The sequence below is a fragment of the Streptomyces sp. NPDC006733 genome (assembly GCF_040636125.1).
In the GTDB taxonomy this organism is placed as follows: Bacteria; Actinomycetota; Actinomycetes; order Streptomycetales; family Streptomycetaceae; genus Actinacidiphila.
This window is the reverse complement of record NZ_JBEYJD010000095.1, coordinates 1-16,192: the sequence shown is the minus strand read 5'-3', so window position 1 is coordinate 16,192 and position 16,192 is coordinate 1. Positions and strand designations below refer to the sequence as shown.

The window sequence follows — 16,192 nt, the reverse complement described above, 5'->3', positions numbered from 1 at the left end:
CACTCCAAGCCTTCGACATCACCTTCGACGGCCGGCTCACCGCCGGCCGCCGCTGAAGAAATCCGACTGAGTTCCACCGTTCCCTACACAGACCCGCCGCCGGCGGTCATCTCCATCAACTTCAGGGACGCCGCTCGCCGCAGGTGGCGTACGGTCGAGCTGTTGACCTGCTGCATGTGGTCGATGAGGTGAGCGAGGTGGTCGTCGAACCAGGCTTGCGGCAGCAGTTGAGGGACTTCCTCGGGGCTGAAGCAGCAGTCCCTCGAGGGGACTCGCAGGCGGCCGGGTCCGGGGCTGCTGCCACCGGCGTGGAAGATCTGGCGCCGCCTGACGAGGGAGCGGGTCAGGGGCGCGGATATTTCCGCGTCTCGGAGCATCGCGTAGGCGCGTTTGGGAGCACGTTCATAGGCCGTCTGTACGAGTGGCTGGACGCGTTCTCGGAGCGACGCGGACTTGTGAGTGCTGAGGAGGGTGTCGGCAGCGAGTAGGAGGGCTCCGCAGGCTGCCGGGTCCGTCGGGGCCGGCCACAGTTCCGGTATCCGCAGGTACTTGCTGGTGGTGGGCTTCGGGGTGTCCAGGGCCGCGGTGATCGGTGCGGCGTGGGCGTCGATGAGGGCGGCTGTCGCGGGTGTGGGCGCGAGATCGGCGCCGGCAGGCCAGCTGAGCTTGATCAACTGGGCTGCGAGGATGAGATCGGGGAAGGGACCGCCCGGCTCTCCGGCACCCGGTTCGGCTGGTTCGATGGAGCCTGGTGCGAGCCATCGGTCCAGGCGTTCCTGCAAGGTGATCATGCGAGCTCGCTCCTCCGTGGACAGGTGGCTTCCGCTGGTCTGCGGAGCCATGTCCAGCCGGGCCCGGCAGGCTTCCTGGTGGGCGACGCGTCCGGGGGCAGAGGACCCCTCCGGCATTGGGTTGCGGCACTGTAGGGGATGGAGGTCGTCGCGCTGTGGCTGCCGGATCAGGCTGCCTCGATTCTGGGTAGTGCCGCCGAGAACGTTTCCGCACTTGGGGCAGACCACTTCCAGTAGGCGGTGATGGAGGGGGCAGGCGAAGACGACTGGCAGGTGCCAGCTCAGCTTCCAGGGCCCCCCGTGGGCCGACTGGACGGCGCTGCGGTCACCGCTCAGGCACTCAGGGCAGTACCGGCTGCTGGCATTGAAGGCCCAGTACTCCCGCTGGGCGACCGTGTTGGTCTTGGAATCCACCTGAGCCTTCGCCAGCGCCGGGTAAGTGGCCGCATAACGGCGAAGAGTGAGGTCATTGACCTCTGGCCAGGACAGCCGCGTCGTGGCGGCGAAGGCGGCGGCGATGTCATCAGGCAGACCGATCAGGTGATAGGCCGGGGGCCGACGCTCGTACGCGGCCAGCCCGCACAAGCCGGCGATTCTGCCGGGGGATCGGCCCAGACGGTGTGCGAGCCGCAGGAAGAAGCCGGGCAGGGACTCCTCAGTGACGGCCAGTCGCGTGAACAGAGACCTCGACTCGTTCAACCGATGCGTCGCGGCCGTGATAGCACAAGTCTCGTTCAATGCGGAGGGCGACGAGGAGAGGTGCGAGGAGGTGGTGGAAGAGCTGCGAGATCTTATCTCCGGCATCGACGAGACCGCTCTCGTGCACAACGAGTTCTGGGAGACCTTTTGCGACGACGTGGCGATTCGGGACTATGCGGACTGGGATGCGTGATCTGGGACCGGTGCCCGGTCAGCCGTCCAGGATCAGGCCAGTGGCAGCGATGTAGCCGTCGACGAGGGCAGGTCGGTACTGGATCCCCTCGAGCCGACGTTTCACGGCTCTGGTGATATCATCGAGGTCCGCGGCGGCCAGGTTGCCCAGGTCGCGCTTGGCCAGCGCCCATCGAGCACTCGGAAAGCCTTACAGCCCGGTATCCTCAGCCTCCTGGCGTGGCCCGATCGCTGGCCGTGGAGTAGTGACTGTCGCGAGACGCCGGTGCATCCGCACCGGCCTCCGAATCCGTACGGCGGCGCTCATCGAGCCGTAACGGCGTATCTATCCTCGGATGCGGCCTCGGGCTGCCCGGGCTGCTTTGCTGTGCGAAGGATGTGGCCCGCGGGCCATACTTGGAGCCTGGGGCAAACGTGGGCAGGGGCAGGGGGTTCTGTTGCAGCCGAGTAGGGGTGAGGTAGCGGCCGTCGTGGGCTTCGGCGGGCAATACGGGTTGGCCGCTCGCGTGGTGCTTGCCAAACTCCCGACGCTGGAATGGATCCGAGTGGCGGATCCAGAGGCTGGTGTGGCTGATGATTTCCAATTCAAATCGGGGCTGCGACGCCACGCATTGCAGGTGAAGTGGTCACAGCCTGCCGGGTCGTTCACATGGGCTGACCTGACGAGCGGAGAAGGCGAAAAGCCGGGCTTGCTCACACAACTCGCGGCCGCATGGGTGCGGTTGCGGACGGCCTCACCCGAGCCCCTGACCGTCCACCTATGCACGAACAATCATGCGTCGAAGACGCAAGCGAAAGGCGCGAGCCCGATTGCTCGCGCCAGGACCACCGGCCCCCGCAGCCTGGCGACATTCGTGGCGCGCTCTTTTGACCCGGTAAGGCTTGAGATCGCGCGAGGAACGGCGCAGTGGGAGGATCTGGCCATCCTCCCGGAAGTTGTCGACTGGGCGCCGGTCTGGGAGGCGCTTCGCACCCTCGTGAAGCTGACCGACGACGATTTCGTTGCCTTCGTCGGTGATCTGGAACTGAGGTTCGGTCTCGTGCTCGGCGATCCGCTGTTGCGTCCTGATCACGAACCGGTTGACGGTGAGGTCGCGCATCTGGCGCACACGCTTGAGGAAATCGTGCGGGACCCAGCGCAGCCGGTGGAGTTGAGCCGTGACCAGTTGATGGAGCGCCTGGGCTGGCAGGACCGGTTGCGGTACCGCCACCCCCACCAGTTCCCGGTCCCGACGGTGTACACCACGAACGAGGTGGCCCGCCAGGCTCTGGAGGGACGGCTGCAGCATCTGTCGGGCGGCTACCTGGCCCTTGTCGGCCCAGCCGGCTCAGGCAAGTCAACCCTGCTGGCCAGCCTGAAGATACAAGGACACGTGGCGCGCTACTACGCCTTCGTGCCCGACGCACCCGACCCGCTCAGCAGTAGGGGAGAAGCGGACAGCTTCCTGCACGACGTCTCGCTTGATCTGCAGGAAAGCGGTCTGTATCGCCGGGGGATCGGTAACGACCTGCGCACCCAGCGCCTCGTGCTGAGCGACCAGCTTGACCAGGCTGGCCAACGGTGGAGGACACGCGGCGAGCGGACCATCGTTGTGGTGGACGGACTCGATCACATCCCGCGAGAGCAGAACCCGACGCGTTCCCTGCTGGAAGAGCTTCCCAACCCGGCGGCGCTGCCCGATGGAGTTTTCATAATCCTCGGCACCCAGACCACGAGCATTCTTCCGTCCATGGTGCGAACAGCTTTGGAGCAGGAGGACCGTATTGCGCTCCTGCCACCGCTGGCCGCTGAGGAAATCGAGTACCTTACCAAGGCTGCCGGCCATGGAAGCTGGCTGTATTCCGGTCAGATGATGAAGGTCGTCGACGCCAGTGAAGGGCATCCCCTCGCTCTCACCTATCTCTTGCAGGAGCTCAGCGCGCTGGAAGCCAGTGAGCCCGACGAAGGGGTGCGACGTCAACTGGCCAACGGCCTACTCGCAGACGCATCAGGCTACGGTGGCGATGTCGCCGCGCGCTATCGCGGATACTTCCAGGCTGTGCAGGAAGATCAGCAAGTTCTCGACTTGCTGGGGATGGTCGCACGCCTGCGCGTACCGGTGAACCTGCAGTGGCTCTCGACCTGGGCGGACCAGCGTGCCGTTTCCGCTTTTGCCGACGAAGCTGCGACGTTTTTCCACACGGCCGGTGATGACTGGCGCTTCATCCATCACAGCTTCCGGCGCTTTCTCGCAGACGCCACGGCTCACGTCGCCGGCATGGCCGAGGAGGCACGCGAACGCGGCTTCCATAGGCAACTTGCGGACGTGTGCGCCAGCTCCGGGCCTGAATGGAGCCTGTATCAAGACGAAGCAGCGGCGCACCTCTTCTTGGCCGGTCAGTACGACCGCGTTCTGGCCCTTGCTGCGCCGCAGAAGCTGCGCCAGTCCCTGATCGACTTGCGGCCCCTGGCCACGGTTAGAGATCACGCACTGCTGGCGCTTCGCTCCGCCAGCCTGCTGGACGATTCGCAGGCCTTCGTGCACACGCTGGTGTTCCTCAGCGAACTACGGCTGCGCGAAATGGTCTTGGAGAGGGAGCCGCTCGCGGAAGCGGTGCACACTTTTGACTCACGACTGGCCCTGGACCACATCGCCCGAGGCGGACGACTGCGGATCACGCGGAAGGCGGCCCTTGCCCATGCCGTGACTTTTGCCAACCGCGGCAACGTGGATGCGGTCCAGAGAATCCTGCATGCCTGCGGTGGCCTGGCCGGAATCGCAGGCGAGGAAGACCCGTCGCCGGAGGCCGTCGCCGATTGGGCCGAAGCGACATGTAACCTCTCCGGTCTCGACGCGGTGCTGGCCGCACTCGACCACCAACTTCCCCACCCTCCAGACAACGCGGATGAGCTGGCGCTCAGCACCGAACGACCTGAAGAGCCCGCAGGCGTCGAGGAGGCGGAATCCTCGCGGCGGGCGCTGCTCCGCGATCAGCAGGAGCGCGAGGCGAGCACGATCAGCTGTCGCAGCTTCGCTCATGCCCGTTGCTTCGATCTCCTCGTTGAGACCCGTGACGAGGTGGCTCTCGACGCCTTGACGGCCGTGATCGATGCCGAAGCCACACCCAGTTGGCGCGCACGAGCACGCTACATGCGGGCCCAAGCCGCCTCAGAAGACCAAGCGCAAACCGATCTCCTGCGATGGGTGCGCGAAATCATCGCCATCAACGCGGAGGAAGGGGATGCAGACGAGGCGGACGATGAGGAGCTGCCGGCCAACGGCTCCGCCCCTGCTGTACACCTCAGCATCCGGATCGCCGCCGCCGAACTGCTCGTCCGAAATGCTTTCAACAGCGCGCCCGAAATCGATGAACTCGTGCCCCCTGGCACGGCCGTTGCCTGGCCAACCACCGTGTCCGGGCAGGAAGGCCTGGAACCCTTCCGGACACTGATCGGGCTCAACAGACTCCGGTACGTCCACCCCGATTCGACACAGCCAGACCCCATGCCGACCTCGGACTGGACATCGCGGGAAGCTGGCAACGAGCGTTTCCGGCGAGCACTGCGTGTCTTGGCCCAGTTGGAGGGCCAGCGACTTGCTGCCTCCGCCGGTCTCGGAGACCCGCCCGATGTGCCGGCCCAGGCGGATCCCATCATCCGCCTTCTCGAAGTCCCCTCCGAGGACACCCGTGACTGGACAGGCTGGTACATCGTTCGCGACGCTGCCCTGGGTCTCTTCGGCAGAGTAGTGGACCTCGCGGCCAAACAACACGGCAGCGCTGGCCTGCAACGCCTGCTCTCGCGATTCGACACCGCCTGGGCGAGCGAAGATCGGGCCGGCTACTGGGCACCCCAGCGCCAACAAGCGGTCATTGAAGCCGCCCTCAAAGCTCACGCCGACGCCACTTCGTGGGCCGTGGAACAACTCCAACGGCTCGATGCTCTGATCGACGACTGGTCATCCGACCCACACGACCGGGTGTCACTGTGGCTGGCACAAGCGCGAGTCTGGGCGCTCGCTGGCGATGAACAGGCAGCCCGCCACGCGACTCGCTGCGCTGTCGACACTTCCCTCGGTATCGATGCCAGCGATCATGACCGGCAATTGGTCGAGTGGTTCGACTGGCTGGTCACCGCCGCAGATGAAGGAGACATGTCTCCCACGCAGTTCACCGCGACGGTCCTCACATACGCCTCTCGTATCTCCGCTGCCGACGCAGGCCATCACGCCTCAGGCGCAGCGGAGAAACTCATCGCCTCAACCTTTCCCCGTGATCCCTCTCTGGCCTGCGACTTGGCTGAGTGGCTGTGCGCCGTTGGAACGCTCGCCGAAACCGACGCCGTCCAAGCCGTGGTGCTGGCCGCGTGCCACCACCCAGATATTCCGGTCCCGGACAGCACGGCCGTCGCGGTCCATCTGCTGTTCCCGATCACGCCCGAGCCGACTGAGGAAATCGCCAAAGCCGTACACGCTCGCAGGACGGAGAGCTCTGGAGGCGACGCCGTGTCGGCCCTGGAGCGAGCCCAGCAGCTCTGGGCCGGCGAGGAATTGAACCGCGACGCAGCCGAACAGACAGTTGGCCGAGAGGCCATCGAAGAGGCGTCTGCAGATACTGCAGACGCTCCACCGCCCGTCCAGACCTTGGGCAGCCTGCTCACCGTTCTTCGAACCGCACCAACAGCAGCAACCTCCCCGCCGGAGGGCTGGGATCTAGCCGTTGAGCATGCAACCGCCACCATTACGTCCACGACTCCGGCTCAGGCCCGTGCTCTGCTGGAACAGGCCGGGCGGCTGCGCCTGTCAGGATCAGCCCTGGGCAGACTCGCGGCACTGGCTGCACAATCGGGCGAATCCGGCGCAGCCGCAGACGCCCTCAAAGACGCGCTCAGCCGTACTCCGGCGTCTGGATGGCTGCGCCACTACGACGGGGGAACCCGGCTGGCCGTCCTCCACACCGCCCTCCGCTACCGGCACCCCGCCCTCGTGCAACTCGCCCGACAAGACCTCGCCAACGCCTTCCTCACCGGCTCCCTGTCCGCGCAGTTGTCGCCCGACGACATCCGAGACATCACCCAACTGGTCACAGAACCCGGAACCGTCGCCCGAGCTTGGCCCGACGTTGAGGCCTACCTCGATGAGGTAGCGCCCGCTGCTACCGACGCCACGGACATCCCCGCTGCTCCAGCAGCAGCCATCTCAGCTGTCGAGGCGCTGGCACGATGGGTCGGGCTGTATCTCGGCCACCCGGTCCGCTCTCTCGATTTCGGCGCACGACGTGCCCTTCAGTTGCTGGGCACCCGCCACCAGCACGTGATCCAGACCATCCTCGCCGCAAATATCTCGCGAGGAGGATGGGCATGTGAAGCTGCCCTGCTCACCTTGATCACCACGCCCAACGACGAACGGGCAGACCATGTGTCCGCCGAACTCGTTGCCGCGCTGGAGGCCGCTGCCACTGGGGCCGACGGCATCTCCCGAGACGTCGCCCGCCGTTTCGCCCGGCAGCACGGCATTGAGCTGGAGATTCCGCCGCGCCGAGCCCGTCCTGCCGCATACGGCCTGGCCCTTCCTGCTCTTCCCGAACGCACAGTTCCAGAAGAGGACCGGCACGGTACCCCGCACCTGGACGCTCACAATCCACGTCACATGCTCGGCCCGTTCGACCTTGCTCTTCAGATGCTCTCCGAGGCATCCGGGCTGGAAGACTCGGCGGTACTCCACCGGGCCGCCCAGATTGCCAGGTCCAACGCCGATCGCTGGACTGCGGGAGGTCACCACGCTCTCGCACAGCGCCTCACCTCGCGCCATCAGCGCCACAGTTATCGCCCGTGGGCGTATATGGCTGGCCGCCGAGCTCTTGGAACCGTCCTGGGTGAGCTGCTTGACTCCGACACGCTAGGGGACGCTCCAGCACTTCCCGCGTACTCCTTCGGCTTGATCGACGAGCAGATGGTCACCGTTGGACCCCAGCCACTCCCCAGATGGATGCCGCCGATCTGGAGACCGGAAGGGACCTCCTCCTACGACGTCGATAACTGGTGCGCCGAAGCAGGGCCAGCTGTGGATGAGTACGCGCGCGCATACGCTGCGGCCAGACCGTACGTACTGGCTGAACGCGGTCAGTGGTGCAGCTTGGAATGGGGAAGGCCGGAAGAGGAACGCAGAGTCCACACGACGCACGGCAACGCGCTCGGTGCTGCCTTCTATCTTCCCAAGCGTCGGGCCTGGGAAGCATTCCATGCCGAATTCGCCCGGTACCCGGCCGGTCGAAGTCTTGACTGGGCGGACAAGGAGCTAGTTGTCCACGGTTACGAAGACTGGACGGACGCTCAACACAGAGACTGGCTCGCGCTCCATCCAGCCGTCGGCGCCGAACTTGGATGGAAGCATGACCCATGCGAACTCTTCACATGGAGGGGAGAGGACGGCCACTGGCGTGCACGCACGGTGCTTCTGGTCCGAGGAAATCTCAGCCACCAACCACCACGGCATGCGACCTGCACCGTGACCTGGCAGGTTCAACTGAGCGAAACCGGCTACGCCGAACTCAACACGGCATTTCCGAAACTGAAGCGAACCCTGACAACGACCCGAACTCTGCCTGCCAGCAGACGGAAGCGCCGCCGAGAAGAGACTGAGACAAGCCGAAAGGAACTGGCCGCAGACGTCATCTAGGTGGATTGCCCTTTATCTTCTATCTCCTCGCCAGGTGGGTGTCGTCGGGTCTGCTGCACGATCGGGTGACGTCTGATCTGGCTTGCCCTGTGGGGCGGGTGGGAAGGATGTCGCTGTGCCCAAGCCTTATCCGGAAGAGTTCCGCGAGGATGTCGTGCGGGTCGCGAGGAACCGCGGCCCGGGTGTGACGGTCGAGCAGGTGGCCGTCGACTTCGGAGTCCACGCGATGACGCTGTTCAAGTGGATGCACCGGGCGGACATCGACGAGGGGACCAAGCCCGGAGTGACCGGCCAGGAGAGCGCGGAACTTCGGGAAGCGCGCCGGCGGATCAAGCTGCTGGAGCAGGAGAACGAGGTCCTGCGCCGGGCTGCGGCCTATCTGTCGCAGGCGAATCTGCCGGGAAAAGGATCTACCCGCTCGTGAAGGAGCTGGCCGTCGGCGGCGTTCCCGTCACGGTCACGTGCCGGGTCCTGAAGCTCGCCAGACAGCCCTACTACCGCTGGCTCGACAAGCCGGTGACCGACGCCTCGATCGAGCAGGCGTATCGCGCGAACGCGTTGTTCGACGCCCACCGCGAGGACCCCGAGTTCGGCTACCGCTTCCTGGCCGACGAAGCCCGTTCCGTGGGAGCCGGCATGGCGGACCGGACCGCGTGGCGGATCTGCCGGGACAACCGCTGGTGGAGCGTGTTTGGCAAGAAGCGCGGCAAGGGCACGAAGACTGGACCACCAGTGCACGACGACCTCGTCCGCCGCGACTTTACCGCCGACCGGCCGAACCAGCTCTGGCTCACCGACATCACCGAACATCCCACGGCTGAAGGGAAGCTGTATCTCTGCGCGGTCAAGGACGTCTTCAGCAAGCGGATCGTGGGCTACTCCATCGACTCGCGGATGAAGTCCCGCCTGGCCGTCGCAGCCCTGGACAACGCGGTGGCCCGACGCGACCACGTCGCCGGATGCGTTCTGCACAGTGATCGCGGGTCGCAATTCCGGTCACCGACGCCGCAGGCAAGCCACACTCGGCCGGCTCACCCCCGTCGAGTACGAGACCGTCATGACCACACCGGCCCTCCAAGCCGCGTGACCAAACCTGTCACCCAACCCTGCACCAGACCCCCCACGTCGCCGCCGGCACCGGGGTCATCGGTCCTGGCGCGCCGACCGGGACTCCGGGCTGGCTCAGCCCCGAGTACCACCGGGACGCCACAGCAGGTTGCACGGAGATCTTCGCCTGGGGTGTGCTGTACGCCTTCACGGCAACCGGCTGCCACTCCTTCAGCCCCGGCGTTCGTACTGGTCGGTGGGGCGATGACTCCTCGCCGACCACCGTGCTTCGGGTTGTGCGTCCGAAAGTCAGTGGTCACCTCTATCGTCGGGAAGAGTAGTTGTCAGAAGGCTTCCGGGGGAAGAGTGACCGACGGACAGAAGCGAGCAGGGCGGTCCACGGGGCGCGTCGGTTCGGCCAGGCGCAAGCGGGTCGTAGCGACGGCGGTCGTGGAGGCTGAGGGGTGTCTCGCCGACCTGAAGCGCGGTCGCCGTGCCGCTCGCGAACTCAAAGAAGTCACCGAACAGATGCTCTCGCCTGAGTACAAGGGGCGCGTGCTGGTCGAACTCCTTCAGAACGCCCACGACGCGAACCGCGCCCGGCACGGCGATGGCCGCGTAGAGATTGTCCTCGACGAGGACGAGGGCGAACACGGCGTCCTCTACGTGGCGAACGGCGGAAGGCCTCTCGGGTACAAGAACTTCGAGGCGTTGTGCAGCATCGGCCTGTCGAGCAAGCGACCCGACGAGGGTATCGGCCACAAGGGGGTCGGCTTCAAGAGCGTGCTTCAGCTCACCTCCGCCCCAGAGATGTACAGCGTCACGAGCTCCGCGTCCAAGGCCTTCGACGGGTTCTGCTTCCGCTTCGCCCGGGACGACGACTTCGACTGGTTGGCGGACCAGGTCGCGCCCGGCCACCCGGAGGCTGCCGACCAACTGCGCGCGAACCTGTCATCGTTGAAGGTTCCAGTGCCGGTGGACGACGCCCCGGCTGCGCTGGCTCCCTTCCGCCGACGGGGAATGGTGACCGTGGTCCGGCTCCCGCTGCGGTCCGCCGAGGCCAGGCTGGAAGCGGTACGCCAGCTGCGGGAACTGACCGATGACGGGGCGCCGTTCGAACTCTTCCTGGACCGCCTCGGCAAAGTGACCGTCACGCACCGGGTGGGCGGCCGGGGGCGCCCCAGCGTGTACACACGCAAGGTGGACACCCTTTTCACCTCTCGTGACCTGAAGATCCAGCAGATCACGCTGCGCCGTCGCATCCGCCTGATCATGGTGACGGCCGCAGTGGACAGCGAGCGCGCACGCGAAGCCATCGCCGCCGGCCTGGGATCCGGACCGCTGAAGGACGGCTGGCAGGCACTAGGAAACTCGGCCGTGGTCAGCGTGGCGGTACCCGCGGGCGACCCTCTGGAGCGCGGCAGGCTCTACACGTTCCTGCCCATGGGAACACAACGGATTTGCCCGGTGCGCGGGTTCGTCAACGCGCCATTCCACACGGACGTGAGCCGACGCACCATGGCGGAGTCCACGCAATGGAATGACCTGCTGCTCGACACCGCGGCCGAGGCCTGCGCACGGGCGACCGCATTGGTCGACGAAGGATGCGTCGTGCTGCCCGCAGGCACCCTCATCGACCTGATGTGCTGGGAACACGACCAGGTTCGGCGCCTGGAGCTGGCCTTCAAGGTACAGGACCGTGAGTTCGACGCCGTTCCGTTCATGCCGGTACTGCACCCCGCGGGCACCCGCACTGCGTACCGCTGCGGCTACTTGTGGCGCGGCCCCGACCAGGCTCGCGTGTTGACACCGCAGGCGGTGGCTGCCGCTGGGGTCAAGCACGTCATCGACCCACAACTCCATCCCCGGCGCGCCGAGCGGCTGGCGGCGCTGGGTACGGCCCGTGGACTGGGTCTCGTCCCGCCTGTCAGCGTGCTCGCCGACTGGGCGGAGAGCGTAGCCTCGGCCCTCGCCCAGGGGCAGTTCGACGCTGGCAAGTGGGCGGACTACTACCACGACCTCTCCGTCTGCTTCGCTCGCACTGGCGAGGAACTGAAGGGGAGGAAAATCGTCCTCACGGTCGACGGGAAGCGGGCTCCGGCTGGCGATCCCGGGTTGTTCTTCCGCCGTTCGGACGGCCCGTCGGCCGCGCTGCCACCTGGACTCGCGAAGAGCATCTCCTTCGTCCACACGGAGATCGCTTGGGCGGGACGGAAGACCAGCCGGCGCTCCCGCGGTCGTACCTGGCTGGAGGAACAGGGGCTGGTACGGGACTACAGCCCGAAAGCCCTGCTGGAAGTGCTGGGCGACGCCATGCGCAAGGTCCGTGAGGACGACGAGGCTCTGCGCGAGCACCTCCTGTTCGCCTGCGCCCTGTGGGCGTCCTCCGTGGACCGGTACGGCAAGCGGCCGGTGATCAAGGGGCTGTTGGTGCCGGGCCGCAAGACCTGGGTGCCCGTTACGGAGGCCATGTTTGGAGATGGTTGGACAGGCGGCCACGGCGGGATCGACCGGGCACTGGTCCGCTTCTTCGACCGTACCGAAGCTGTCTCCCGTGACCTTGTCGCCGCCGCCGATCGGGTCGTCCGCCCCGCCCACGACATCTGCGCCGGCACCCGCACCGACGCGCAGACTCTGCGGCGCTTCCTCGAACACCAGGGTGTCCGCCACGGCCTGCTACCGACCTACGTGGCAACGTCCCAGGCGGTGAAGGGGCAGCATCTCAACCGTCCGTCCAGCTTTCCCGGACTGTGGGCCCTGAACCTGGACCCGGATGAGCGGACCCAATGGCAGTCGACGGCCCAGCGCTGGCCCAAGCGCCGCGACGATCTCTACCTGACCGTCGAGTACCGCCCGACCCGCAAGAGGGTGGCCGTTCTTCCCGGCCAGCGGGAATACGCCGCGTTCGACGAGGAGAGTCGTCGGCTCTACGCCGAACTGATTGTCCACGGCCTGGACACCTGGGACGCTGAGGCACTTGAGTTCCGCTTCGCGGGCGGCTCGGATCAGAAGGGCACACCGTGGCCCACCCCGCTGGCGTCCTTCCTGTTCCGAGTCCCGTGGATTCCCCAGACGGGTGACGACGAAGACACCCCAGCTTTCACCACGGCCAGCCAGGCGTGGTGGTGGGCCTCGGGGGAGGCGCCGCCCGCCTTCCTCACCGTCGCCTCCGCCGCGCTGCGCAGACGGCAGTCGGACCGCGTGCTCAAACGCCTGGAGCTGCTCGGCGTACGTCGCTGGAACGATGCCAAGACCGCCGCGGACCGGCTCCGCCACCTGCCCGCCCTACTCCGCCGTGTGCCCCGGCTACGGCAGGGACGCCTTGGGCATCTGCTGCGGCGGGACTACGAACAGGCCTGGGCGGACCTCCTTCCTCCGGACGGGTTCGGCGGCGTGTGGCGGTCCGGGGTCCTCCCCGAACTCCTTGTGAGCCGGGCCGGGACACTGGATGTGCTGGCAGCCGATTCTGAGCCGGAGCCGGTCTACGTGGCCGACATCCGCGGCACCCAGCAGCGGAGGCTGCTCGACGAGGCACCCCTGCTGCTCCTGCCGGTCGACGACAGAGCTCTGGGCCAGCGCGTTCACGAGCACCTGGAGGCGCAGGGCCGTTTCGTGATCCGGCCGACGAGCGAGGCGGAACTCGACGTGCGGGTCGACCAGCTGCCGATCGCCGACGCACCCCGAGTACCGCTGTTTGCCCTGGCCGGGCCCTGGCTGGAGACCCTCATGGTCGCGCTTGTCGAGTTCGACGAGGAGCGGTCCTCCCGCGCCACGGTCCCCGCGGCGCGCCGCGTCAGGCAACGGCTTCGATCCTGTGGCGTCGTCGTGGCGCGGACCGCAGTCACCCATATCGCCGGGCACGCCCTCGACGCCTCCGGCGATGACCGCTCTCTCCTCCACGACGATCCGGACGAACCCCGGCTCGTCGTGGTGTGCGCAGGGCAGCGCTCCGGCTGGCATGTGCTGGAGGTGGCCGCGACCGCCCTGAGTACCCTGATCGGCGCCCCCTACCTGAGCACGGCGGTACAGCTGGCGTTCATCGCACTGAACCGGCTGGACCGGACCGTCGCGGACGTCGCCGAGGCGGACATTGCCTCCGTGCTCGCCATCCCGCAACAGCGCCTGGAGGCGGTGCTCGCCGACCGTGCCTCGATCCGCTCCGGCAGCGCCCGACTCGTCCCCCTTCTCGCCTGCGTTAATCTCGCCCTCGCCGAGGAACTGCAACGCGGACAGGAGACCTTGCACGATCGCGGCGAACTCCACGACTGGCTGGTCGCCCGGCTCGATGTCGACCGGGCCGACCAGTTGCTGGGACTCGTGGAGGAGGCCGACTGGCAGCGGATGCTGTCCGCACTGGGAGTGCCCCTGGCTGAGGCCAACCAGGCTTGGCAGACACTGGGTCTGCTGACCGTCGACAACGCGGAGACCCACCAACGCCAGTTCCAGGCCTGGTTGCAGCTGAACCGGGCCCGAATGGCCGACCGCGTCCGTGACGCCTACGTGGCCACGCACAAGGGGGGCGCCCCTCTCACGGAGTACGTTCGGATGCGCTCGCTCCCCGGACTGGAGCCGGACCCCCGGTGGGGACTCGAGCACTGGGACCTTCCTGCTGACCTCCTCGACGCCCACGCCGAGGAATGGACGGTCACGCACCTGCCCCCGACACCGGCCCGGCAGCACCACCCGCGCACGGTGGCCGAGATCCACGAGGACTGCGTCGACACCATCCACGCGCGCCTTCCCCGCCTGCGTGTCCGCATCGAAGCCTGGCTGAACCGTCAGGGCCGTGAGATTCCCTCCCTGCCGTCGGCCACCGAGGTCGCGTCGGCGATGGACGCCGAGGGCCTGCTCGACTTCGAGCCGATCGGCACCCGCACGCTCATCGCCTGGCTCCAGACCCACGGTCACTGGCCCGCGGATATGCCCGCCACGGACCGGGCGGCCGACCTCGGTCTGCGCGAACCCGCACCCCTCCCGCCGAGCCCGCCCGTCGGTAGCGCCTCACTCCCTGCCGCGCCGTTGGGCCCGTCACTTCTTCTGAATGGCCGTGCCCTTCCGATCAGCCCCGACCACCTGCGCGACCTTGCCCGACAGGTCGCCGCCGACCTCACCCCCGACCAACTCGCTGCCTCCCCACAGCCCGGGACACCATCGGCACCCGCCCTCCCGAGACAACGAACCACCTCCGCGGTCGCCGGTCGTGGCGGGGGATACCAGGTCGTCCCCCGGGACCCCCAGAGGGACAGGGCCGTCGGACTCGCCGGAGAGGTGGCCGTGGCCGCCTGGCTGGAGCGGCAGTACGGCGTCCCCCGCGAAGAATCCTGGAAGTCCGGGCTACGCCAGCACGTCCTCGCCGACGGCTCGGGCGATGACAGCCTCGGTTACGACTTCCTGATCCACGACGGCGATCGCACCCTCCTGTACGAGGTGAAGGCCTCGACCGGGGACCGGGGCGAGTTCGAACTCGGCGAGTCCGAAGTCGAACGGGCCAGTCACCTACGCCCGGACGAGACCTACACCATCGTCTACGTCACCCACGTCCTCGACAACACCCACCGACGCATAACGCCCCTCCCTAACCCGTTCAGCGCTCCCGGCCTCGCCGGCTACCGCCTCGTCGGCACGGCCATGCGTCTGCGGTTCGAACTACCGCCGGGGTGACCGGAACCTTCCCCGTAGGCAAACGAGGTCGAACTGCGCCCATGCCAGCACATGCCTGTCGACAACGGGTAGGGACCGCGAGCCTTGAGAGCTGCCAGCCCGCTCGCGATTCCAGACCCTGTCTGGAGAAGGCTTCTGGCCCCGCTATGGTGACAAACGCCTCATAACCTGTGCTGTACCAAAGTGTCAACTATTTTGCTGATCCTGCGACTCCGGCCACTGAAGCTACTTGGCATCAGTGCAGGTCGTGAACGTGGCCTGGTGCCAACTAGCGAGCCCGGTCACACAAGGCCTACTCCTCCCGCGCCAACCGCGCCTACCTGCGCAAACGCGGTATCAAGGCGGTCATCCCGGAGAAGAAGGACCAGGCTGCCAACCGCCAGCGACGAGGCCGCCTGGGCGGCCGGGCCATCAGCCACAACGCGGAGCTCTACAAGGAACGCAACACCGTCGAGCATCTGATCAACCGCATGAAGGACTGGCGTGGCATCGCCACACGCTGCGACAAGACACCCCAGAGCTACCTCGCCGGCCTCGAACTCCGCGCCTCGATGATCTGGATCGACGACCTCTTACGCACAACCGATTGATCACGACATCACACAGGCCCTAGAGCCGGGCTCCGGTGTCGGCACGTGCATCGGCATGGCGCCCGAGGGCGCGGAGATGACCGGAGTCGAGCTGGACTCGGTGACGGCCGCGATCTGCCAGGCCCTCTACCCGCAGGCCCGGATCCTCAACGAAGAATTCCAAGACTCTCGGATCAAGACCGGTGAGTACGACGCCACGGTTGCCCTGCAGCAGCTGGAGATCGGCGAATGGACGCGCTACGGCCTGACGCCGATCACCCCGCCGCCGTGGTCGGCAAGCACCACGGACACTTGGCACCGCGACTACGCGAGCGCACCGGTACGCCTGAGTATCACGGCCAAGTCCGCGAGCGGTCAGTGGGCACGTGCCGTTGGAAGTCCCCGTCACCATCGAGGGCGCCTCCTGACGGACAAGCGGCCGGCAACAACAGCCCGGTACCCGGCCATCTGATCTCGAGGTGCTAGTGCTGAATTCCTTATATGCAGTAGACATATCGTCTGCGGAGGTGTCGGGTGGGTGGTGTGGGACGGCCCCAGATCCAGGGTCCGGCGCGGG

5 protein-coding genes and 2 pseudogenes are annotated in these 16,192 nt (G+C 66.8%); 6 read left to right on the top strand and 1 reads right to left on the bottom strand.

Annotated features, from left to right (window positions below; genetic code table 11):
• Nucleotides 1–83: 83 nt before the first annotated feature.
• Nucleotides 84–1,490, bottom strand: coding sequence for a TniQ family protein (locus ABZ721_RS39965; protein ID WP_358793753.1), 1,407 nt, complete (start codon nt 1,488–1,490; stop codon nt 84–86).
• Here ABZ721_RS39965 and ABZ721_RS39960 point away from each other — a divergent pair.
• The 6 genes and pseudogenes from ABZ721_RS39960 to ABZ721_RS39935 all read left to right on the top strand — a co-directional run bounded on the left by ABZ721_RS39960 (nt 1,465) and on the right by ABZ721_RS39935 (nt 16,087).
• Nucleotides 1,465–1,683, top strand: coding sequence for a hypothetical protein (locus tag ABZ721_RS39960; RefSeq protein ID WP_358793752.1), 219 nt, complete (start codon nt 1,465–1,467; stop codon nt 1,681–1,683). The two genes, ABZ721_RS39965 and ABZ721_RS39960, sit on opposite strands and share 26 nt — an antisense overlap.
• 469 nt (nt 1,684–2,152) lie before the next feature.
• Complete coding sequence (locus tag ABZ721_RS39955) at nt 2,153–8,338, top strand: ATP-binding protein (protein WP_358793751.1); 6,186 nt, start codon at nt 2,153–2,155, stop codon at nt 8,336–8,338.
• Nucleotides 8,339–8,453: 115 nt separating this feature from the next.
• Nucleotides 8,454–9,425: pseudogene (locus tag ABZ721_RS39950) on the top strand (IS3 family transposase).
• A 224-nt stretch (nt 9,426–9,649) separates the two neighbouring features.
• Nucleotides 9,650–15,046: a DUF3883 domain-containing protein gene (locus tag ABZ721_RS39945; RefSeq protein WP_358793750.1), complete on the top strand. Its 5,397-nt coding sequence runs from the start codon at nt 9,650–9,652 to the stop codon at nt 15,044–15,046.
• Between the two features lie 287 nt (nt 15,047–15,333).
• Nucleotides 15,334–15,636 (top strand): annotated as a pseudogene (locus ABZ721_RS39940) (transposase); the annotation flags it as partial.
• A 76-nt stretch (nt 15,637–15,712) separates the two neighbouring features.
• On the top strand, nt 15,713–16,087 hold the full coding sequence (locus ABZ721_RS39935; RefSeq protein ID WP_358793749.1) for a hypothetical protein: 375 nt from the start codon (nt 15,713–15,715) through the stop codon (nt 16,085–16,087).
• Nucleotides 16,088–16,192: the final 105 nt, after the last annotated feature.